19 protein-coding genes are annotated in these 19,593 nt (G+C 64.0%); 10 read left to right on the forward strand and 9 right to left on the reverse strand.

Features of this window, described 5'->3' with window-relative positions; genetic code table 11:
• Positions 1-44: 44 nt before the first annotated feature.
• From dusA to J5M71_RS09255, 3 genes are all read left to right on the forward strand, one after another.
• Positions 45-1,022 carry a tRNA dihydrouridine(20/20a) synthase DusA gene (dusA, locus tag J5M71_RS09245; protein ID WP_207831663.1) on the forward strand — a complete coding sequence of 326 codons (978 nt, stop codon included), beginning with the start codon at positions 45-47 and terminating at the stop codon, positions 1,020-1,022.
• Positions 1,023-1,368: 346 nt separating this feature from the next.
• Entirely contained in the window at positions 1,369-2,295 is a 927-nt protein-coding gene (gene tal / locus J5M71_RS09250) for a transaldolase (protein ID WP_207831665.1), read from the forward strand.
• A gap of 206 nt (positions 2,296-2,501) precedes the next feature.
• A complete protein-coding gene (locus J5M71_RS09255; protein WP_207831668.1) occupies positions 2,502-4,352 on the forward strand; it encodes an alkaline phosphatase D family protein in 1,851 nt (616 codons plus the stop codon).
• A gap of 139 nt (positions 4,353-4,491) precedes the next feature.
• Here the strand turns inward: J5M71_RS09255 and rssC are convergent, their stop codons facing one another.
• Both rssC and rssB read right to left on the reverse strand, forming a co-directional pair.
• Positions 4,492-4,974: an anti-sigma factor antagonist RssC gene (rssC, locus tag J5M71_RS09260; RefSeq protein WP_051098867.1), complete on the reverse strand. Its 483-nt coding sequence runs from the start codon at positions 4,972-4,974 to the stop codon at positions 4,492-4,494.
• Entirely contained in the window at positions 4,971-6,155 is a 1,185-nt protein-coding gene (gene rssB, locus J5M71_RS09265; RefSeq protein ID WP_063914082.1) for a two-component system response regulator RssB, read from the reverse strand. The genes rssC and rssB overlap by 4 nt, the downstream gene beginning before the upstream one ends.
• A 281-nt stretch (positions 6,156-6,436) precedes the next feature.
• On the opposite strand from rssB, the gene J5M71_RS09270 reads away from it, so the two are divergent.
• Positions 6,437-6,736, forward strand: coding sequence for a PilZ domain-containing protein (locus tag J5M71_RS09270; RefSeq protein ID WP_207831670.1), 300 nt, complete (start codon positions 6,437-6,439; stop codon positions 6,734-6,736).
• Between the two features lie 153 nt (positions 6,737-6,889).
• Here the strand turns inward: J5M71_RS09270 and J5M71_RS09275 are convergent, their stop codons facing one another.
• Positions 6,890-7,597: a VacJ family lipoprotein gene (locus J5M71_RS09275; RefSeq protein ID WP_137163349.1), complete on the reverse strand. Its 708-nt coding sequence runs from the start codon at positions 7,595-7,597 to the stop codon at positions 6,890-6,892.
• 201 nt (positions 7,598-7,798) lie between these two features.
• Between J5M71_RS09275 and J5M71_RS09280 the strand changes: the two genes are divergently transcribed.
• Both J5M71_RS09280 and J5M71_RS09285 read left to right on the forward strand, forming a co-directional pair.
• Positions 7,799-8,365 (forward strand): phosphonoacetaldehyde phosphonohydrolase-related protein, encoded by a 567-nt coding sequence (locus tag J5M71_RS09280; protein ID WP_207831672.1) that lies wholly within the window; start codon positions 7,799-7,801, stop codon positions 8,363-8,365.
• 122 nt (positions 8,366-8,487) lie between these two features.
• Positions 8,488-8,751 (forward strand): DUF4404 family protein, encoded by a 264-nt coding sequence (locus tag J5M71_RS09285; protein ID WP_207831674.1) that lies wholly within the window; start codon positions 8,488-8,490, stop codon positions 8,749-8,751.
• 143 nt (positions 8,752-8,894) lie between these two features.
• On the opposite strand, the gene queF is transcribed toward J5M71_RS09285, so the two are convergent.
• A complete protein-coding gene (gene queF, locus J5M71_RS09290; protein WP_207831677.1) occupies positions 8,895-9,725 on the reverse strand; it encodes an NADPH-dependent 7-cyano-7-deazaguanine reductase QueF in 831 nt (276 codons plus the stop codon).
• A 264-nt stretch (positions 9,726-9,989) separates the two neighbouring features.
• Between queF and cinR the strand changes: the two genes are divergently transcribed.
• Both cinR and J5M71_RS09300 read left to right on the forward strand, forming a co-directional pair.
• Complete coding sequence (cinR, locus tag J5M71_RS09295) at positions 9,990-10,670, forward strand: two-component system response regulator CinR (protein ID WP_015269546.1); 681 nt, start codon at positions 9,990-9,992, stop codon at positions 10,668-10,670.
• Positions 10,667-12,019 (forward strand): heavy metal sensor histidine kinase, encoded by a 1,353-nt coding sequence (locus J5M71_RS09300; RefSeq protein ID WP_207831679.1) that lies wholly within the window; start codon positions 10,667-10,669, stop codon positions 12,017-12,019. The genes cinR and J5M71_RS09300 overlap by 4 nt, the downstream gene beginning before the upstream one ends.
• A 134-nt stretch (positions 12,020-12,153) precedes the next feature.
• On the opposite strand, the gene J5M71_RS09305 is transcribed toward J5M71_RS09300, so the two are convergent.
• From J5M71_RS09305 to J5M71_RS09315, 3 genes are all read right to left on the reverse strand, one after another.
• Positions 12,154-13,395 (reverse strand): lipoprotein-releasing ABC transporter permease subunit, encoded by a 1,242-nt coding sequence (locus tag J5M71_RS09305; protein ID WP_207831681.1) that lies wholly within the window; start codon positions 13,393-13,395, stop codon positions 12,154-12,156.
• 61 nt (positions 13,396-13,456) lie between these two features.
• Positions 13,457-14,140: a lipoprotein-releasing ABC transporter ATP-binding protein LolD gene (gene lolD / locus J5M71_RS09310; RefSeq protein ID WP_169774647.1), complete on the reverse strand. Its 684-nt coding sequence runs from the start codon at positions 14,138-14,140 to the stop codon at positions 13,457-13,459.
• A gap of 7 nt (positions 14,141-14,147) precedes the next feature.
• On the reverse strand, positions 14,148-15,398 hold the full coding sequence (locus J5M71_RS09315) for a lipoprotein-releasing ABC transporter permease subunit (RefSeq protein ID WP_015269543.1): 1,251 nt from the start codon (positions 15,396-15,398) through the stop codon (positions 14,148-14,150).
• A gap of 93 nt (positions 15,399-15,491) precedes the next feature.
• On the opposite strand from J5M71_RS09315, the gene J5M71_RS09320 reads away from it, so the two are divergent.
• Together J5M71_RS09320 and J5M71_RS09325 are read left to right on the forward strand one after the other, a co-directional pair.
• Positions 15,492-16,076, forward strand: coding sequence for a PilZ domain-containing protein (locus J5M71_RS09320; RefSeq protein WP_063913908.1), 585 nt, complete (start codon positions 15,492-15,494; stop codon positions 16,074-16,076).
• Positions 16,077-16,107: 31 nt separating this feature from the next.
• Complete coding sequence (locus J5M71_RS09325) at positions 16,108-16,824, forward strand: glycerophosphodiester phosphodiesterase (protein WP_063913907.1); 717 nt, start codon at positions 16,108-16,110, stop codon at positions 16,822-16,824.
• Between the two features lie 48 nt (positions 16,825-16,872).
• Here J5M71_RS09325 and sthA read toward each other — a convergent pair whose 3' ends face one another.
• Together sthA and J5M71_RS09335 are read right to left on the reverse strand one after the other, a co-directional pair.
• Positions 16,873-18,267, reverse strand: a complete 1,395-nt coding sequence (sthA, locus tag J5M71_RS09330; protein ID WP_063913906.1) for a Si-specific NAD(P)(+) transhydrogenase — start codon at positions 18,265-18,267, stop codon at positions 16,873-16,875.
• Between the two features lie 202 nt (positions 18,268-18,469).
• Positions 18,470-19,468: an FAD:protein FMN transferase gene (locus J5M71_RS09335; RefSeq protein ID WP_207831683.1), complete on the reverse strand. Its 999-nt coding sequence runs from the start codon at positions 19,466-19,468 to the stop codon at positions 18,470-18,472.
• Between the last annotated feature and the right edge of the window lie 125 nt (positions 19,469-19,593).

Here is a 19,593-nt window from a genome sequence, read left to right on the forward strand (position 1 = left end):
CGTTGAACGATATGACCACAAACCCAGGCTCTAACCCAGCAACCATGCGCTCTGAGCCTTCCCGTCGCTTCAGCGTTGCACCGATGATGGACTGGACAGACCGCCACTGCCGGTTCTTCCTGCGTCTGCTTTCCAAAAACACCCTGCTCTACACCGAAATGGTCACCACCGGTGCCCTGCTGCACAACGACGCCCACCGTTTCCTGCGCCACGACGTCTCCGAGCACCCGCTGGCGCTGCAACTGGGCGGCAGCGTGCCGGCCGACCTGGCCGCCTGTGCCCGTCTGGCCGAGGAGGCCGGCTACGACGAGGTCAACCTCAACGTCGGCTGCCCGAGTGACCGGGTGCAGAACAACATGATCGGTGCCTGCCTGATGGCCCACCCGGCGCTGGTGGCCGATTGCGTGAAAGCCATGCGTGATGCGGTATCGACCCCGGTGACGGTGAAGCACCGCATCGGTATCAATGGCCGCGACAGCTACGCCGAGCTGTGCGACTTCGTCGGCCAGGTACGCGAGGCAGGCTGCCGGAGTTTTACCGTGCACGCGCGCATCGCGATCCTGGAAGGGCTGTCGCCGAAGGAGAACCGTGAGATTCCGCCCTTGCGCTATGACGTGGCGGCGCAGTTGAAGGCGGACTTCCCGGATCTGGAGATCGTGCTCAACGGCGGGATCAAGACCCTGGCCGAGTGCCAGGCACACCTTGAAACCTTCGATGGGGTGATGCTGGGGCGTGAGGCGTACCACAACCCCTACCTGCTGGCCGAGGTGGACCAGCAGCTGTTCGGCAGCGAGGCGGCGGTGGTCAGCCGCAGCGAGGCGCTGGCGCAGTTGCGGCCTTATATTGTCGCGCACATGGAAAGTGGTGGCGCGATGCACCACGTTACCCGGCATATTCTGGGGCTGGCCCAAGGGTTCAAGGGGGCGCGGCGCTTCCGTCAGTTGCTGTCGGCGGACATCCACAAGGCGGCGGAGCCGTTGGCGGTGTTCGACCAGGCGGTGGAGTTGTTACAGGGGCGGTGATTCAGCAGGCGGGCGTACTCGCCGGCAAGCCAGCCCTCCCGCAGAATGCTGCCGGAGTTCAGACATATGCAGATTCTGTGGGAGCGGGTTTACCCGCGAAGAAGGCAACGCGGTGCATGGCACCGGCTTCGCCGGTGTTCGCGGGTAAACCCGCTCCCACCGGGATCGCGCAAACTTCCGGATTTGTGTAAGCCGGTAGTATCCACAGTGGCCCTTGCAATCAGATACGGAACCTCAGGGCCGCTTGCGACTCGAAGGTTCACCTTTCGCACCGCGCTTCGCGGGCCCTTGAGTGGCCGCCGGGGCTCGGGTAATGTCGAGTCATTGCACAGGACAGAGCACGCCCATGACCTCCAAGCTGGAACAACTCAAGCAGTTCACCACCGTGGTCGCCGACACCGGGGACCTGGACGCCATCACCCGCCTGAAACCGGTCGATGCCACCACCAACCCGTCACTGCTGCTCAAGGCTGCGGCCATCCCGGGCTATGCCGAGCTGCTCAAGCAGGTCAAGGCCGATGCCAAGGGTAATGTCGACCTGGCTTGCGACAAGTTCGCGGTGGCCGTGGGCTCGGGCATTCTCAAGGTCATTCCGGGGCGTATCTCCACCGAGGTGGATGCCCGCCTGTCGTTCGATGAACCCGCCCTGCTGGCCAAGGCGCGCAAGCTGATCGAGTTGTACGAAGCCGCCGGTGTTGGCCGCGACCGCGTGCTGATCAAGCTGGCCTCCACCTGGGAAGGCATCCGCGCCGCCGAAAAGCTGGAGAAGGAAGGCATCCAGACCAACCTCACCCTGCTGTTTTCCTTCGCCCAGGCCCAGGCCTGCGCCGATGCCGGGGTGTTCCTGATTTCGCCGTTCGTGGGCCGTATCTACGACTGGTACAAGAAGAGCACCGGCAAGGAATACGTAGGCGCAGAAGACCCGGGCGTGCAGTCGGTCACTCGCATCTACAACTACTACAAGGCCAACGGCTACAACACTGTGGTCATGGGCGCCAGCTTCCGCAATATCGGCCAGATCGAGCAGCTGGCCGGCTGCGACCGCCTGACCATCAGCCCAGAGCTGCTGCAGCAGCTCAGCGATGACCAGGGCGACCTGCCACAGGTGCTGAAGCCGGGCAATGCCGGCGAGCCCAAGCAGCAGCTGAACGAAAGCCAGTTCCGCTGGGCCATGAACGAAGATGCCATGGGTACCGAGAAACTGGCCGAGGGTATTCGCCAGTTCGCGCGGGACCAGGAGAAGCTGGAGAAGTTGATGGCTGACAAGGCCTGATACATTTCGGGTTTGCCTGACGGGCGGGAGGTGTTCAGCATTTTCCGCCCGCTTTGTTTTACCTGGCCTTAGATGTGTATTGAATTCCAGGGCCTCTTCGCGGGTAAACCCGCTCCCACAGGGATCCCCACACGCCAGAAGTTGGCGCTGTACCTGTGGGAGCGGGTTTACCCGCGAAGAGGCCCGAGAAGCCACCCGAGCTGTCGATGACCTCCCCTACCCCCTTGCCCCTCGTACTCGCCGGCCCGGTACTGCGCCGCCTGGAACCCCAGCGCCTGGCCATCTGGCTGGTCGCCACGCAACCGCTGCAACCCGAATTCATCTTTCCGGCAAGCGAGGCCCAGGTCGATTGCCAGGTGGTCGCGGTGGGCCAGCACGCCTTCATCCACCTGCTGGACATCCACTTCACCCACCCCCTGCCCTGCAACCAGTTGCTCGATTATGACCTGCTCATCAACGGCCAGGGCATCGCCGGCTGGGCGCCGCACCTGCTCTACACCGGCGCCGATCGCCCAAGCCTGGTGCTGCGCGATCGGCTCGACCACCTGCTGCACGGCTCCTGCCGCAAGCCGCATTACCCGGCCGCCGACGGCCTGCTGTGCGCCGACCGCCTGCTGCAGGCCTGCAAAAAACCCGCAGACCGCCCCGCCGTGCTGCTGATGACCGGCGACCAGGTCTATGCCGACGACGTCGCCGGCCCGATGCTGCGCGCCATCCACAGCCTGATTGCACGCCTGGGCCTGTTCGACGAGCAACTGGAGGGCGCGGTGGTGCCCGACAGCCAGGCGCTGTACCAGCACCCGGCCTGCTATTACCACCGCGCCGACCTGCTGCCGGCGCAGGAACGCAACGAAACCCTGCGCGAGCGTTTTTTTGCCGGCAAGCGCAAGCCGATCTTCTCGTCCAGCAACGCCGACAACCACCTGGTGACCTTCGCCGAGGTCATGGCCATGTACCTGCTGGTGTGGTCACCAGTGCCCTGGCAACTGGTGAACCTGGACATGCCCAACGGGCTCACCACCCCGCGCCAGGCCCGCTACCGGCGGGAGCTGCCGCTGATCCAGGCGTTTGCCGACGGCCTCGGCCAGGTAGCGCGGGTGATGGCCCACCTGCCGTGCCTGATGATCTTCGACGACCACGACATCACCGACGACTGGAACCTCTCGGCGCAGTGGGAAGAAACCGCCTACGGTCACCCCTTCTCGCGGCGGATCATCGGCAATGCCCTGCTCGGCTACCTGCTGTGCCAGGCCTGGGGTAACGACCCGCAGGGCTGCAAGCCCCTGGTCGGGCAATGCCAGACATTGAACAGTCAGACCCAGGATGAGTTGATCGGCGCGCTGCTGCGCTTCCAGGGCTGGCAGTTCAGCCTGCCCACCAACCCGCCCTTGCTGGTGCTGGACACCCGCACCCGCCGCTGGCGCAGCGAAAGCAGCCTGGCCAAGCCCTCCGGCCTGCTCGACTGGGAGGCGCTGAGCGAGTTGCAGCAAGCATTGCTGGACCACCCGTCGGCAATCATCGTGTCGCCTGCGCCGATTTTTGGCGTGAAGCTGATCGAGACGGTGCAGAAGCTGTTCAGCTGGCTGGGCTACCCGCTGCTGGTGGATGCCGAGAACTGGATGGCCCACCGCGGTGCAGCGCAGGTCATCCTCAACATCTTCCGCCACTCGCGCACGCCGGGGCACTACGTGGTGCTGTCCGGCGATGTGCATTACTCGTTCGTCTATGAAGTGCTGATTCGCCACCGACAGCGCAGCCCGCACTTGTGGCAGGTAACCAGCAGCGGGATCAAGAACGAATTCCCGCGGCGCTTGCTGGATGTGCTCGACCGGCTCAACCGCTGGCTGTATGCGCCGCGCTCGCCGCTCAACTGGTTTACCAAGCGGCGGGAAATGCAGGTGGTGCCCCGTACGCCCAGCCATAGCAAGGCTGGCGAGCGGTTGTGGAATGGCGCGGGGTTGGGGCAGGTGTTTTTCGATGAACAGGGGCGACCGGCGCGGGTGTATCAACTGGATGCGGGTGGGGGTGAGGCGACCGAGTTTACGCGGCGGGAGTGATCAGGCAGGTAATGCTTGGCTAGCCTTGCCGGCCTATTCGCGGGCACGCCCGCTCCCACAGGTTATGCACCAACCTTGAGTCATGCACTGTACCTGTGGGAGCGGGCGTGCCCGCGAATAGGCCGGTACAGGCTGAAGATCAGGTCCGCTCCAGCGCACTGACCAGGTCATGGAAAGCTTCGCGGTTGGAGTCGTTCAGGCCCATGAGAATCTTGTGCGCCTCCAGCACCTTGGAACGCACCACGTCTTCGTTCTGGTCCTGGGACGGCAGGTCGGTCAGGCATTCCGGGCACGGAATCGGGCGATCGACGATGTTGAACACCTGATCGAAGCCCATCGACTGCAGCAACCGGGAAATGTCCGGGTTGGTGGTGACCACGGTCGGCAGCAGGCCCACCTTCTGGCGCGACAGGATCGACAGCTTGGCCAGCAGGCCCAGGGTGGTGCTGTCGATACTCTCGGTTTCGGTCAGGTCGATGACAATCGCCGAGAAGTTCAACGCGGTGAAAATCTTCTCGATCGTCGCATCCAGCGCCGAACACAGGGTCAGGCGCACTTCACCGACAAATTTCAGGACGAAGGTACCACTCTGCTCGGCGAACTGGATTCTACCGGTACTCATTGAAGGTTCCTGCTCAACACCAATAGGGCGATATCATCCGGCATCTCCCCAAGCGTAGCCAATCCAAATCGTTGACGCAGCCCATCCAGGCTGCCACCTGCGGCCCTGACGATTTCCGGCAGGGCGGCTTCTTTATCTTTGAGCGTGTCACCCGGCAAAAGGTCCAGAATGCCATCGGACATCAGGCTGAGGCTGAACTGCGGCGGCAGCTCCACCACCAGGTCCTGGTAGGTAGCCTCGTCGAACAGCCCCACCGGCAGGCCACGGCCTTCCAGGTAGCGGGTGTGCTCGGGGGTGTGCAGCACCGGCAGCGGCAGATGGCCGCCAACGGCGTAGGTCAGCAGGCCGGTGTCTTCGTCGATCACCCCGCCAACCATGGTCACGTGCTTGCCCAGCTTGCAGTTGATCAGCCCGCGGTTGATGTGGCTGAGCACCTGCGAGGGTTTGAACTCGCGCATTTTGCTGCCGCGCTTGAATTCGAACAACAGCCGTGTGGTCATGAACTTCAGCAGCACGGTGACGAACGCTGACGACGCGCCATGCCCGGAGACATCGGCAAGATAGAAAGCGATGCGCCGTTCGTCCACACGGAAGTAATCGGCAAAATCACCCGACAGGTACAGCGACGGGATGATCTGGTGCTCGAAGGCGAACTCGCCGGCCACCCAAGGGCTTTCCGGCAGCATGTTCATCTGCACCTGGCGACCGGCGGTCTGGTCCTCCTGCAGCAGGTGCAGGCTGGCCTCCAGTTCGCGGTTGGCGGCTTCGAGCTTGTCGCGATAACGCTGGTTTTCCAGCACCAGGCGCGAGCGGTCGAGGGCTCGGCGCACCGAATGCTCGAGCACGGCCAGGTCTTCCAGCGGCTTGATCAGGTAGTCGGCGGCGCCCAGGCGCAACGCTTCCACCGCATCACTCATGACGCCGGCACCGGACACCACGATCACCGGCAACTGCGGGGCGCGCTCGCTGACCTGACGGATCAGTTCGAGGCCGCCCATCTGCGGCATGCGCAGATCGCAGATCACGAGGTCGGGCTGGTGTTCTTCGAAGACCTGAAGCCCCTGCTGGCCATTGCCGGCCTGGAGGACGCTGAAGCCACTGTCTTCAAGATAGGCGGCGAGGCTTGCACGGACCACGTCGTCGTCATCGATGATCAGCAGCGTTGCACTGGTTTTCTGCATGTGGGCGAACGGCGCCGATTTGGGTTGGTGCAGCGGTGTCGGCAAGGCAGACGGCCAGCTACGGGAATTCTTTATGGTCACACTCTACTTGAGTTGTAGGACAAGAACACCTGCCCGGCAACTGTCCGGCAACTGTGAGAGCTACCTTGTAAGGCGCAGACGGTACTCCCATCCGCCAAGCGTTTCAAGCATGCAAGGGTCGACCTCGCCGCACTTTACAGGGCAAATCACCGGGAGTTATAAGAAAGTCGACCAGTGCAACCCGATGAGAAGGATGCAGCATGCCCCACACGCCCTCCAGCCATGGCGAGAAACGCGATTTCATCCGCATGCGCATCGACACCGAAGTCAGCCTTTTGCACGAAGGCCAGGTGATCGCGGCCGTGTGCCTGGACCTGTCCAGCAGCGGCATGCAGGTGCAGGCACCGCAGCGCTTCCGGGTAGGGGACCCTATCGAGGTGCGGATCGAATCCGAACACCCGGCGCTGAAGGGGCTGCATGCCAGCACCGAAGTGGTGTGGATTGCCGACCAGCCGGGCGGGCAGCAGAAGTTCGGGTTGCGGATCCTGGCGATGCATTGATCGGCCCTGTGGGAGCAACTGTCTTGCTCAAAATTTAAAAGCACATGCGCTCACTGTGGGAACGGGCTTGCCCGCGAACACGGGCGAAGCCCGTGCCATCCACTGCGTCGCTTGCTTCGCGGGCAAGCCCGCTCCCACACGGACCGCGCAGGATCAGAAGTCGTCTTCGACTTCGCCATCCTTGACCTTGAACTCGCGGTTCTGCAGGTAGGCATTGCGAATGAAGATGTACTTGTCACCCTGGATCAGCTTCTCGGCCGACAGCAGGTCGGCGCGGGTGTCGATGATGTCCAGGGCGAAGATCGAGTTGCGCGTCGGCACATGGTCGATGTAGCGGTAGGGTTCGGTGTAGGTGTCCGGGTACTTGGCCACGCCGTCACGCACGGTGCTCGGCCCCAGCAGCGGGATGACCACGTACGGGCCGCTCGGCACGCCCCAGTAGCCGAGGGTCTGGCCGAAGTCCTCGTCGTTGCGCTGCAGGCCCATCTTGGTGCCCACGTCGAAGAAGCCGCCCAGGCCGAAGGTGGTGTTGACGATCAGCCGCGCCGTGTCCACGCCCGCCGCATGGGGCTTGAACTGCAGCAGGTCGTTGGCCAGGTTGGTCACGTCACCCAGGTTGCGGAAGATGTTGTGGATGCCATCTTCGAGGAACTGCGGGGTGACCGCCTGGTAGCCCTTGGCCAATGGCTTGAGGGCATAGGTGTCGAGGGTATCGTTGAACCGGAAGATCGGGCGGTTGACCGCTTCCCAGGGATCTTCCTCGGTGGCGGCCTGGGTGGCTGCCACGGGCGCCAGCAGCATGCTGGCGCAGACACAGGCCTGGGTGACTCGTTCGATCACACTGGCACCGATCCTACGCATAGGTGTTTCTCCATCGAATTTCTCGGCCGCAAGCGCAAACGGGTCGCGCTGCTGTACGGCGGCAGTATAGAGGCTTGCGGGCTGATAAACAGCTTTACACATCTCTGCTCAATATTTTGTGAACAACTGTTGCACGGCGCCCGCTGTCACAGGGTGGTAACAATCGCCGAATAGCCTGCGGACTATTTGAGGGAAGTTGCCATGGACGCTGCACCCGCCTTCACCGCTGTGCTGTTCGGCTTGCGCGGCTGCCTTGTGCAAGCCGCCAATGGTGGCGCCCCCTCCCCCGCACCCGGCGCCCTGGCCACCCTCGCCAGCCTGCGCCAGCGCCAGGTGCCGTGCATCTGGCTGGATGACCTCGACGCCAGCCAAAGCAGGCGCCTGGCCCACGTTTTGCCTGCCTGGCTGCCGGGGCATTCGGTGAACGGCGTGCGCTGGCCGGCGCCGCACGCCTGCTGGCAGGCCCTGATGACGCTGGACAGCGAACGCCTGGACGGCTGTGTGCTGGTCAGCGGCGACCCACGCCTGCTGCAATCTGGCCTCAATGCGGGGTTGTGGACGGTAGGGCTGGCCGCCTGCAGCCCGTTCTGCGACCGCAGCTCGCGGCAATGGCAAGCCATGACCCCGCAGGAACAGGACCTGGCCCGTGGCAAGGCGACGCTGGAACTGTTCAGCCTGGGCGTGCACTCGGTGATCGACCACCTCGAAGCGCTGGACACCTGTCTGCAGGACATCGCCCAGCGCCGGCGCAAGGGTGAAAAACCCTGATACAGCACCTTTGACACGGATCATGCAAAGCAACGGCAGGTGGATTACGCTGAAGACAGGCCAGAACCTTTGCCGCTTCGCTGAGGTCCATGGCTTGCCAAGCCATTGATGGAGAACTGCCAATGCCTGCCCGCGAATTGCAAGAGCGCCTGAACAGCTTGCGCGAGCAACTGGAACGCAACGTGCCGCTTTCGGACGAGGAGATGGCCGCGCTGCACGAAGAAGCGCGCCAGATCGAGGCGCAACTGAAGCTTGAGGAAGCCACGCCAGACCATAACCTGGTGGACGGCGTTAACCTGGCGATCGAACGCTTCGAGGCCGACCACCCCGACCTCACCGCCACCCTGCGCAGCATTGCCAACTCGCTGCACAGCATGGGGATCTAGAAGTACCGGGGCCGCTTTGCGGCCCTATCGCGACACAAGGCCGCTCCCACAGGTACAGCGCAAGCCTCGGATCTTGCGCTGTACCTGTGGGAGCGGCCTTGTGTCGCGATAGGGGCGCGAAGCGCCCCCAGCGTACTTGAACCTTACTGGCGAACCAGGCGCTGGTTATCCGGGCTGATCGCCCCAGTGCTGCGATACGGGTTGATATCCAGCCCACCCCGGCGCACATAGCGCGCATACACTGTCAAATGCTCCGGCTGCAGCAGGTTCTTCAGGTCCAGGTAGATCCGCTCCACACACTGCTCATGGAAGTCGGCATGCTGGCGGAAGCTGATCAGGTAGGTCAGCAGGCTGGCATGGTCCAGCGCCCTGCCCTTGTACTCGACCACCACGCTACCCCAGTCCGGCTGGCCGGTGACCGGGCAGTTGGACTTCAGCAGGTGGCTGTGCAGGGTTTCTTCCACCTGCCGCTGCGGGTTGCAGTGCAGCAGCTCTGGCTGCGGCTGTTCGTAGTTGCTGATGGCAACGTCCAGCACATCGATGCACTGCCCTGGCAAGGCCACCACGCCTTGGGCCTCGACCTCACCCAGGGTGCGCACCTTCACGCCAACCGGCTTGCCAGCGGCGGCGGACAGGTCTTTTTCCAGGCACGCCTGCAGCTCGCCAGGCGAGGCGAACACCGTCTGGTTCAGCGAGTTCAGGTACAGCTTGAACGACTTGGACTCGATGATGTTCGGCGAATCGGCGGGGATGGCGAACTCGCCGATCGCCACCACCGGCTTGCCCGATGGCAACAACCAGCTCAGCTCGAAGCAGTTCCAGTAATCCACACCCTGCCAGGGCAAGGTCTGGGCGGTAACGCCCAGCTCGGCCCACTTGGCGGCACGCGGAATAGGGAACAGCAGCTCCGGGGAGTAAGTGGCAATGTATTCGCTGGACTTGCCCAGCGGGGAATGTTCGGCAGCGGGATGCATGGAAACTGACCTGAAGGTTCGAAATTGCCCCTAGTCTACCGGTTTTGCCCCCTGCCTTGCAGCGCAAGTCAGCGGGATTACAACTTCGTCAGTTTGGGGCGAGCAGGTGCATCGTCACGTATCATCTCAGCATCACCCGGTCCCTGTGGGAGCGGGTTCACCCGCGAACACCGGCAAAGCCGGTGCCATGCACCGTGTTGAATTCTTCGCGGGTAAACCCGCTCCCACAGGGCTTTGCGCCGCTTGCTGGAGTCAATTCACCCAATGAAACTGCTGATCGTCGAAGACCAGGCCCGTACCGGCCAGTACCTGAGCCAGGGCCTGAACGAGGCCGGCTTCGCCACCGAACTGGCCACAGATGGCGAGACCGGCCAGTTCCTCGCCCTGACCGGCGACCACGACCTGCTGATTCTCGATGTGATGCTGCCCGGCCGTGACGGCTGGCAGATCCTCCAGGCCGTGCGCCAGGCCGGCCTGGACACCCCGGTGCTGTTCCTCACCGCCCGCGATGCCGTGGAAGACCGGGTACACGGCCTGGAGCTGGGCGCCGATGATTACCTGGTCAAGCCGTTCGCCTTCTCCGAACTGCTGGCCCGGGTGCGCAGCCTGCTGCGCCGGGGCACCAGCCCCAGCCAGGACACCACCCTGGGCCTGGCCGACCTGCGCCTGGACCTGATCCGCCGCCGCGCCGAGCGCGCCGGCCAGCGCATCGACCTGACCGCCAAGGAGTTCGCCCTGCTTGAACTGCTGCTGCGCCGCCAGGGCGAGGTACTGCCCAAATCGCTGATCGCCTCGCAGGTGTGGGACATGAATTTCGACAGCGACACCAATGTGATCGAAGTGGCAATCCGCCGCCTGCGTCTGAAGATCGACGACCCGCACCCCAACAAGCTGATCCACACCGTACGCGGCATGGGCTACGTACTCGAAGAGCGCGCGGAGTGATGCGCCGGGTCTCCCTCGGCAACCGCCTGGCCCTGCTGTTCGCCGCCTGCACCGCCGCTGTCTCGCTCGGCGCCGGCCTGATATTCAGCCGGGCCAGCGAGCAGCACTTCGTCGAACTGGACCAGCAACTGCTGGACTCGCGCCTGTCGCTGTTCCGCACCCAGCTGGCCGGTATCACCACCCCGGCCGAACTGCAGGCGCGCCTGCCTGAACTGCGCGATGAACTGGGCCACCAGGCCGACCTGGCCCTGCGCATCAACGGCAGCGACGGCGCCACCTGGTTCGAAAGCCGCACAGGCCTGCCCCTGGCACCGCTGCCCGACGGACTGGCAACCCTGCACGCGCAAGGCACCGACTACCGCAGCCTGGCCGTGCACCTGGCGCAAGGCGCCCCGCAGTCGCCACAGCTGACCCTGTACCTCGACATCACCCACCACCAGCATTTCCTGCAGGGCATGCAACGGTTGATCTGGCTGACGGTAGGGCTGTCGGCGCTGGCCACCGCGCTGCTCGGTGCCTGGGCTGCACGCCGCGGGCTGCGCCCGTTGCGGCAGATGGGCCAGGTGGCCGCCAGCGTATCGGCGCGCTCGCTCACCACCCGCCTGCCGGTGGCACAGATGCCCGAAGAGCTGGCCGAGCTGGCCGGCAGCATGAACGCGATGCTGCAGCGCCTGGACGATGCCTTCCAGCGCCTCTCGGCATTCTCCGCCGACATCGCCCACGAACTGCGCACGCCGCTGTCCAACCTGCTGACCCACACCCAGGTCACCCTCACCCGCCCGCGCAGCCTCGAAGAGTACCGCGAGGCCCTGCACGGCAACCTCGAGGAGTTGCAATGGATGGCGCAGATGATCAACGACATGCTGTTCCTGGCCAAGGCCGACCACGGCCTGCTGGTGCCGGGGCAAACACCGCTGGTGCTGCATGACGAGGTGGATGCGCTGATGGAGTACTACGCACCGCTGGCAGAGGACAGCGGTGTGCAGATGCTGCGCGAGGGTCAGGCGCTGCTGCAGGGCGACCGGCATATGCTGCGCCGGGCGCTGTCCAACTTGCTGGACAATGCCTTGCGCTTTACCCCGGCGGGAGGGCAGATACGAGTGACCTTGGGACCAGGGCTGAGGATTAGCGTGGCCAATACCGGAGCGGCTATCGAACCGGCTGCGTTACCGCGGTTGTTCGACCGCTTCTACCGGGTGGACCCGGCACGGCGGGAAGGCAGTAGCGAGCATGCCGGGTTGGGGTTGGCGATTACCCGGTCGATCGTGCAGGCCCATGGCGGACACATCAGGGCGGAGTGTGCGGACGGATGGACGCGATTCGTGATCGACTTCACTGAAGATCGGTGACATCAGGGCTGGCACGCCACCCTGTGGGAGCGGGTTTACCCGCGAACACCGGCGCAGCCGGTGCCATGCACCGTGCTGGAATCTTCACGGGTAAACCCGCTCCCACAGAGCCGCTCGATAAGCTGAAGTAGACATTAAACCGCCAGGCCAATCGCCGGCTGCACCTGCGATGCCCGATAAGCCGGGTAAATGGTCGCCAGGAAGCTCATCACCAACCCGGCCGTGCAGATGATCGCCACATCGCCCCACTGCAACTGCGACGGCAAGCTGCTGACGAAGTACACATCCGAAGTAAAGATGTGCTGCCCGCTCACCCGCTCCAGCCAACCGACGATCTGGCTGACGTTGAACGCCGCGATCACCCCCAGCACGCCACCGATCAGCGTACCGACAATGCCGATCAGGCTGCCCTGGACCATGAACGTGCCCATGATCTGCGCCGGCGTGGCGCCCAGGGTGCGCAGGATGGCGATGTCCGGCCCCTTGTCGTTCACCACCATCACCAGGGTGGCGATGATGTTGAACGCGGCCACCGCAATGATCATCATCAGCAGCAGGCCGATCATGGTCTTTTCCATCTTCATGGCGCTGAACAGGCTACCCTGGGTATGCGACCAGTCATCGGCGCGGTAGGCGTCGCCGAGCCCGGCAGCGATGGCCTTGGACACCTGTGGCGCGGCATACAGGTCGTGCAGTTTCAGGCGCACGCCCTGCACCTGGCCCGGCGCCCAGCGCTGCATGGCGCCAGCATCGGCCACGTGAATGTAAGCCTGCGAGCCATCCAGCTCGGCACCGACCTTGAAGATGCCGACTACGGTCAGGCGCTGCATGCGCGGGGTGATGCCGCCCGGCTCCTTGCTGATTTCCGGCACGATCAGGGTCAGTTTGTCGCCGGTGTTCAGGCGGAAGCGCCGCGCAGTCAACTCACCGATGACCACGCCGAACTCACCCGGCTGCAAATCCTGCAAGCGGCCCTGGACGATGTGCTGGCCGACGATCGAGACCTTGCCCTCTTCGGCCGGGTCGATACCGCCGACCTGGATCGGCTGCATCGCGCCCTTGTACGACAGCATGCCTTCCATTTCGGTAATCGGCGCCGCCGCCATCACCGCCGGGTCGCGCATGGCCGCGTCGGCCACCTTGTGCCAGTCGTCCAGCGGCTGCGCGCCGAGGATGGCAGCATGCGGCACCAGGCCGAGGATGCGCGAGCTCATTTCGCGCTGGAAGCCGTTCATCACCGACAGCACCACGATCATCGCCAGCACGCCCAGCGACAGGCCGATCATCGAGGTCATCGAGATGAACGAGATGAAGTGGTTGCGGCGCTTGGCTCGGGTGTAGCGCGCGCCGATGAAGATGGGCAAGGGTCTGAACATGTACGAAAACACCCAATGAAAACAGGAAAACGGGGCGACACCGGCCACCCCGTGCAGTCGATCAGATCGCCACCAGGTGGCCGTCGTCGAGCTTCAATACACGGTCCATCTGGCGCGCCAGGTTGAGGTCGTGGGTAACCACCAGGAACGCCGTGCGCGACGCGCTGGACAGTTCCTGCATCAACTCCTGGATGCCCTGGGCCGTGTGGTGGTCGAGGTTGCCGGTCGGCTCGTCGAGCATGACCAGGCCAGGGCGGTTGACCAGTGCCCGGGCAATCGCCACCCGCTGGCGCTCACCACCGGATAGCTCGGCCGGCTTGTGGTTGAAGCGGTGCGCCAGGCCCACGCGCTTGAGCAGCGCCTCGGCACGCTCACGGGCCTCGGGGATGGGCGTGCGACCGATCAGCAACGGCATGCACACGTTCTCGATGGCCGTGAATTCCGGCAGCAGGTGGTGGAACTGGTAGACAAAGCCCAGCTCGCGGTTGCGCAGCAGGCCACGGGCACGCTCGCCCAGTGCCGACAGCTCCTCGCCGGCCAGCCAGACGCTGCCCTGGGTCGGCCGGTCGAGGCCACCCAGCAGGTTGAGCAAGGTACTCTTGCCCGAGCCGGAGCTACCCACGATAGCCACCCGCTCACCGGCGTGCAGTTCGAGGTTGAGCCCGGACAGCACCTGCACCGACTCCGGGCCCTCGTCGTAGGACTTGCCCAGGTTGCGGCAACTCAGAACGGCTTTATCACTCATGCGCGACTCACTCATAACGTAGCGCCTCCGCCGGCTGGGTGCGGGCCGCACGCCAGGCCGGGTACAGGGTGGCGAAGAAACTCAGGACCAGCGCCGCACCACAGACCATGTACACGTCCTGGGCCTGGATCTGCGACGGCAGGTAATCGATGAAGTACACATCGGCGTTGAGGAACTTGTGCCCGATCAGTTTCTCGATGCCGGCGATCACCGCGCTTACATTCAGCGCGGCGACGATCCCGACCACGGCGCCGATCAGGGTACCGATCACCCCGATCACCGTGCCCTGGACCATGAAGATGAGCATGATCTGCCCGGGCGTGGCGCCCAGGGTACGCAGGATGGCGATGTCGCCACGCTTGTCGTTGACCACCATCACCAGGGTGGAAATGATGTTGAACGCCGCCACCGCCACGATCAGCAGCAACAGCAGGCCGATCATGGCCTTCTCCATGCGGATTGCCTGGTACAGGTTGCCGTGGGTACGGGTCCAGTCACGGCTGTAGAACTCCTGGTCGCCCAGGCGCTGGGCGATGTCCCAGGCCACCCGCGGCGCCTGGAACAGGTCGTCGAACTTCAGGCGCAGGCCCTGGACCTGGTCGGGCTTCCAGCGGTGCAGGCGGGACAGGTCGCTGATGTTGGTCAGGCCCAGGTAGCCGTCGATCTCGCCCGCACCTACGTGGAAGGTGCCGACCACGGTGAAGCGCTTCATGCGCGGGAACATGCCGGCCGGGGTCACACTGACCTCGGGAGCGACGAAAGTGAGCTTGTCGCCGATGCCCACGCCCAGCTTGGCCGCGGCCTTGTCGCCGATCATGATGCCCCACTCGCCCGGCGCCAGCTGGTCGAGGCGGCCTTGCAGGACGAACTTGTCGATGATCGACACCTCGCGCTCGCGGGCCGGGTCGATGCCGTTGAGCAGCACCTTCTGCACCTTGCCTTCATGGGTCAGCAGGCCCTGCATCTGGGTGAAGGGCGCAACCGCCACCACCTGCGGATTCTGCTTTACTTGTTGGGCAAGGGCCGGCCAGTCGGCAATGGGCTGGCCGCTCTCCAGCGTGGCATGGGGGATCATGCCCAACACGCGGGTACGCATCTCGTGGTCGAAACCGTTCATGACCGACAGCACCACGATCATCACCACCACGCCCAGGGCGAGGCCGATCATCGAGGTCAGGGAAATGAACGAGACGAAGTGATTGCGACGTTTGGCACGGGTATAACGCGTGCCGATGAATGCGAAAAGAGGTCTGAACATGTCGGGGCTTGTTCGGATGAAAGGGAACGTCCTTGTGGCGAGGCGCCTACGGCGGCTTTACACTCGGACCACCGCCGCTACCTTGGGTTCGCCATGACGACATTAGACGAAGAAGATCGCCGCGAATACTACCGCATCGAAGATCGGATCGCACTTCAAATCAGCCCCCTTAGCGCGGCCGAAGCCCTTGACCCAGATGTGTTGCAAGATGATTCACCACTATTCAACCTGCTCAGCGAACTGCACCTGTCCGACTTCGAGTCGCAGCACCTGCTACGCCAGCTGAGCGAAAAGGACCGCACCCTCGCCGCCTTCCTGCGCGCGCAGAACAAACGCCTCGACCTGCTTAGCGCGGTGGTTGCCCAGACCCTGATCGGCGAAGTTGGCCAGCCCCAGCCGGTGATCATCTCCGAGGGCGGCATCGAATTCGCGCAAGCTACAGCGGTTGCCCCCGGCACCCGGGTGAAGGTGAAGATGGTGCTGATGCCGCGCGCCCATGGCCTGCTGCTGCGCGGCAAGGTCACCCACTGCGACCCGCACCCGGAGGGCGGCTTCGAAGTCGGCACCGAATTCATCGACATGACCGACGCCCAACGGCAACTGCTGGCCCGCTACATCCTGCAGCGCCAGCAGCAGCAACGTCGCCAGCAGCTGGAACAGAACGCCCCTGCCTCCTGAGCCCATTTTTCTCTGATTTGAAGGAACGAACGTGACCCTGATCTACGGCCATCGTGGCGCCAAGGGCGAAGCGCCCGAGAATACCCTGAAGAGCTTCCAGCAATGCCTCGCCCATGGCGTGACCCGCTGCGAGCTGGACCTGCACCTGTCGGCCGACAACGAGCTGATGGTGATCCACGACCCCACCCTCAAGCGCACCACCGGCAAACGCGGCAAGGTGGTCGAGCACCCGGCCGCCGACCTGGTCAAGATCGATGCCCGCAAAGGCGGCCCGGGCCACGTACAGCCCTGCCCGATCCCGAAACTGGAAGAACTGTTCCAGAAGTGCCCGTTCGAGCACTGGCAGCTGGAAGTGAAAAGCGCCTCGCGCACCCGTGCCGCAACCACCGTGCTGGCGATCCGCGAACTGGCCCAGCAATACGGCCTGCTGGACAAGGTGACCATCACCTCCAGCTCACGCGAAGTGCTGGGCGCTGCCCTGGAACTGGTACCGGATGTCAAACGCGGGCTGGTGGCCGAATACGCCTGGCTCGACCCGTTGAAGGTAGCTCAGAACTACGGCTGCGAGCTGCTGGCATTGAACTGGACACTGTGCACCCCCGAGCGCCTGCTGAAAGCTCAGGCCCAGGGTTTGCACGTGTCGGTGTGGACGGTCAACGAACCGGCACTGATGCGCCGGCTCGCTGACTTTGGCGTGGACAGCCTGATTACAGACTTTCCCGGTTTGGCCAAGACCACCCTCGGGTAGGGTTGAAATCGGTCTCTCCGACCGGCTCAGGCCACCGGTCGGAGCCGCTCAAAAAAGCCGGTTCAGGCCGTCGTAGGCAGCTACCCGATAGGCTTCGGCCATGGTCGGGTAGTTGAATGTGGTGTTGACGAAGTACTTCAGGTTGTTCAGCTCGCCCGGCTGGTTCATCACCGCCTGGCCGATGTGGACAATTTCCGAAGCCTGGTAGCCGAAGCAGTGTACGCCCAGTACTTCCAACGTTTCGCGGTGGAACAGGATCTTCAGCATGCCTTGCGGCTCGCCGGCGATCTGCGCACGGGCCATGCTCTTGAAGAAGGCTTTGCCCACTTCGTACGGCACCTTGGCCTGGGTCAGTTCCTGCTCGTTCTTGCCGATCGAGCTGATCTCCGGAATGGTGTAGATGCCGGTCGGCACGTCGTTGACGAAGCGCCAGCTGCCATTATCCACGATGCTGCCAGCGGCAGAGCGGCCCTGGTCATGGGCGGCACTGGCCAGGCTCGGCCAGCCGATCACATCGCCGGCACCGTAGATGTTCGGCACGCTGGTGCGGTAGGCCTCGTCGACCTCGATCTGGCCACGGCTGTTGACCTTGATACCGATGTTTTCCAGGCCCAGCTTGTCGGTGTTGCCGGTACGGCCGTTGCACCACAGCAAGGCATCGGCCTTGATCTTCTTGCCCGACTTCAGGTGCAGGATCACCCCGTTATCCAGGCCTTCGACGCGCTCATACTCTTCGTTGTGGCGCACGGTGATGTTGTTGTTGCTGAAGTGGTAGCTCAGCGCCTGGGAAATTTCCGAGTCGAGGAAGCTCAGCAACTGGCCACGGTTGTCTACCAGCTCTACCAATACACCCAGGCCGCTGAAGATCGAGGCGTATTCGCAACCGATCACGCCGGCACCGTACACGATCAGCTTGCGCGGGGTGTGGCTGAGGCTGAGGATGGTGTCGCTGTCGTAGACACGCGGGTGGTGGAAGTCGATGTCGGCCGGGCGATACGGGCGCGAGCCGGTGGCAATGATGATGTGCTTGGCGTTGAGCTTTTCCACCACACCGTTCGGGCAGACCACTTCGACGGTTTGCTCGTCGGCGAAGCTGCCGGTGCCGACGAATACGTCGACGCGGTTACGGGCGTAGTAGCCGGTGCGCGATGCTACCTGCTTGGCGATGACTTTCTCGGCGCTTTTCAGCACGTCCGGGAACGAGAACCAGCGCGGCTCACCGATGGCACGGAACATCGGGTTGGTGTTGAACTGCATGATCTGCCGCACCGAGTGACGCAGTGCCTTGGACGGGATGGTGCCCAGGTGGGTGCAGTTGCCCCCGACCTGACGACGGCTATCGACCATCGCCACCTTGCGCCCTGCTTTGGCGGCGTTCATTGCCGCACCTTCTCCGGCCGGGCCGGAACCCAGCACCACTACGTCGTAGTTGTAGACAGCCATGCGTACTCCTTCAGAACTGGCCCGCAAGCCACGGTCGCTCGCGGGGCGCGATCATGCCGCCAGGGCGTCATGAGAAAATTCGGGTGCAGTCTAATCAAGCGTGAACGCCGCGCACATTAACCCTTGGTCGCGTCGTAGGCCAATTTTGCCCGCACTACATGTATGAACCATTCCCTGGCGGCGATCCTCCCTGCTTGTGCTTTCACTCGCCTTTCACTGCCCGTTCGAATGCGGGCGTAGCTCGGGAGACGAAGCCACCCTCGGCCCGAGTCACCAATACTGCGGCCAGGCCATGCGCCACGGCAAAATCCCAGCCACGTTCCGGGCCGAGGATCAACAGCAGCGTCGAATAGCCGTCGGCCTGCAGCGCCGAGGCATCGAGCACGGTGACCGCGGCCAGGTCGTGCTGTACCGGGCGCCCGAGGCGGGCATCGAAGGCGTGCGAATAGCGCCGGCCATTCTCCTCGAAATAGTGCCGATAGTCACCCGAGGTTGATACTGAAAGGCCATTGACCGGGATGATATGGCGAGCGATCTGGCGGTCTTCGCGGGGCAGCTCCAGGGCGATGCGCCAAGGGCTGCCATCGGGCTTGCGGCCGACGGCCTTGAGCTCGCCGGTGGCTTCAGCGACAAAGCTGGACACGCCCATGGCCTGCAGGCGCGCGGCAACCAGGTCGACGGCGTGGCCGGCGGCGAGGCTGTTGAAGTCGAGTTGTACCGGGGCGTCCTTGCACAGGGCCTGGCCGTCGATGTGCAAGTGTCGGTAACCCACGCGTTGACGCACCTGGGCCAGGGCCAACGGGTCGGGTACCTGCTCGTGGCGGGCCTGGGGGCCGAAGCCCCACAGGTCGAGCAAGGGCTCGACGGTGAGGTCGAAGACGCCATCACTCTGCTCGGCCAACTGCTGACCAAGGCTGACCAGTTCGAGCATGTCGGGCGGCAGGGCCAGGCACTGGTTGGCGGGCAACTGGTTGAAACTGCTGACGGTGGAGTCGCCGCGGTAGGTCGAGTAGTGCTGGTCGATGTCATGCAGGATGGTTTCGACCGCAGCCTGCACCTGGGCCGGCGCCGGGCCACCGGGCTCGCGCACGTACTGGATGCTGTAGCTGCTGCCCATGGTCGGGCCGCCCAGGCGCTCCAGGGTGGGGCCCTGGTCGCAGGCGGTGAGCAGCATGAGGATGAACAGCAAGGCTGTGCGCAAGGTTCGGGCTCTCGGTTGCCTGTGACGCCCTCTTCGCGGGTAAACCCGCTCCCACAGGTATACCACTGCCCTCACGGACGTGTGGGAGCGGGTTCACCCGCGAAGAGGCCGGCACAGGCAACACA

The organism is Pseudomonas sp. 43(2021) (assembly GCF_017490805.1).
Classification (GTDB): Bacteria; Pseudomonadota; Gammaproteobacteria; order Pseudomonadales; family Pseudomonadaceae; genus Aquipseudomonas.

Coding starts and splice junctions, on each gene's coding strand:
- J5M71_RS09275 (WP_137163349.1), bottom strand. CDS start 7,597: ATGCGTAGGATCGGTGCCAGTGTGATCGAACGAGTCACCCAGGCCTGT.
- J5M71_RS09315 (WP_015269543.1), bottom strand. CDS start 15,398: ATGTTCAGACCTCTTTTCGCATTCATCGGCACGCGTTATACCCGTGCC.
- J5M71_RS09255 (WP_207831668.1), top strand. CDS start 2,502: ATGACCTCCCCTACCCCCTTGCCCCTCGTACTCGCCGGCCCGGTACTG.
- J5M71_RS09285 (WP_207831674.1), top strand. CDS start 8,488: ATGCCTGCCCGCGAATTGCAAGAGCGCCTGAACAGCTTGCGCGAGCAA.
- J5M71_RS09280 (WP_207831672.1), top strand. CDS start 7,799: ATGGACGCTGCACCCGCCTTCACCGCTGTGCTGTTCGGCTTGCGCGGC.
- tal (WP_207831665.1), top strand. CDS start 1,369: ATGACCTCCAAGCTGGAACAACTCAAGCAGTTCACCACCGTGGTCGCC.
- cinR (WP_015269546.1), top strand. CDS start 9,990: ATGAAACTGCTGATCGTCGAAGACCAGGCCCGTACCGGCCAGTACCTG.
- rssB (WP_063914082.1), bottom strand. CDS start 6,155: ATGCAGAAAACCAGTGCAACGCTGCTGATCATCGATGACGACGACGTG.
- queF (WP_207831677.1), bottom strand. CDS start 9,725: ATGCATCCCGCTGCCGAACATTCCCCGCTGGGCAAGTCCAGCGAATAC.
- sthA (WP_063913906.1), bottom strand. CDS start 18,267: ATGGCTGTCTACAACTACGACGTAGTGGTGCTGGGTTCCGGCCCGGCC.
- rssC (WP_051098867.1), bottom strand. CDS start 4,974: ATGAGTACCGGTAGAATCCAGTTCGCCGAGCAGAGTGGTACCTTCGTC.
- lolD (WP_169774647.1), bottom strand. CDS start 14,140: ATGAGTGATAAAGCCGTTCTGAGTTGCCGCAACCTGGGCAAGTCCTAC.
- J5M71_RS09305 (WP_207831681.1), bottom strand. CDS start 13,395: ATGTTCAGACCCTTGCCCATCTTCATCGGCGCGCGCTACACCCGAGCC.
- J5M71_RS09320 (WP_063913908.1), top strand. CDS start 15,492: ATGACGACATTAGACGAAGAAGATCGCCGCGAATACTACCGCATCGAA.
- J5M71_RS09270 (WP_207831670.1), top strand. CDS start 6,437: ATGCCCCACACGCCCTCCAGCCATGGCGAGAAACGCGATTTCATCCGC.
- dusA (WP_207831663.1), top strand. CDS start 45: ATGCGCTCTGAGCCTTCCCGTCGCTTCAGCGTTGCACCGATGATGGAC.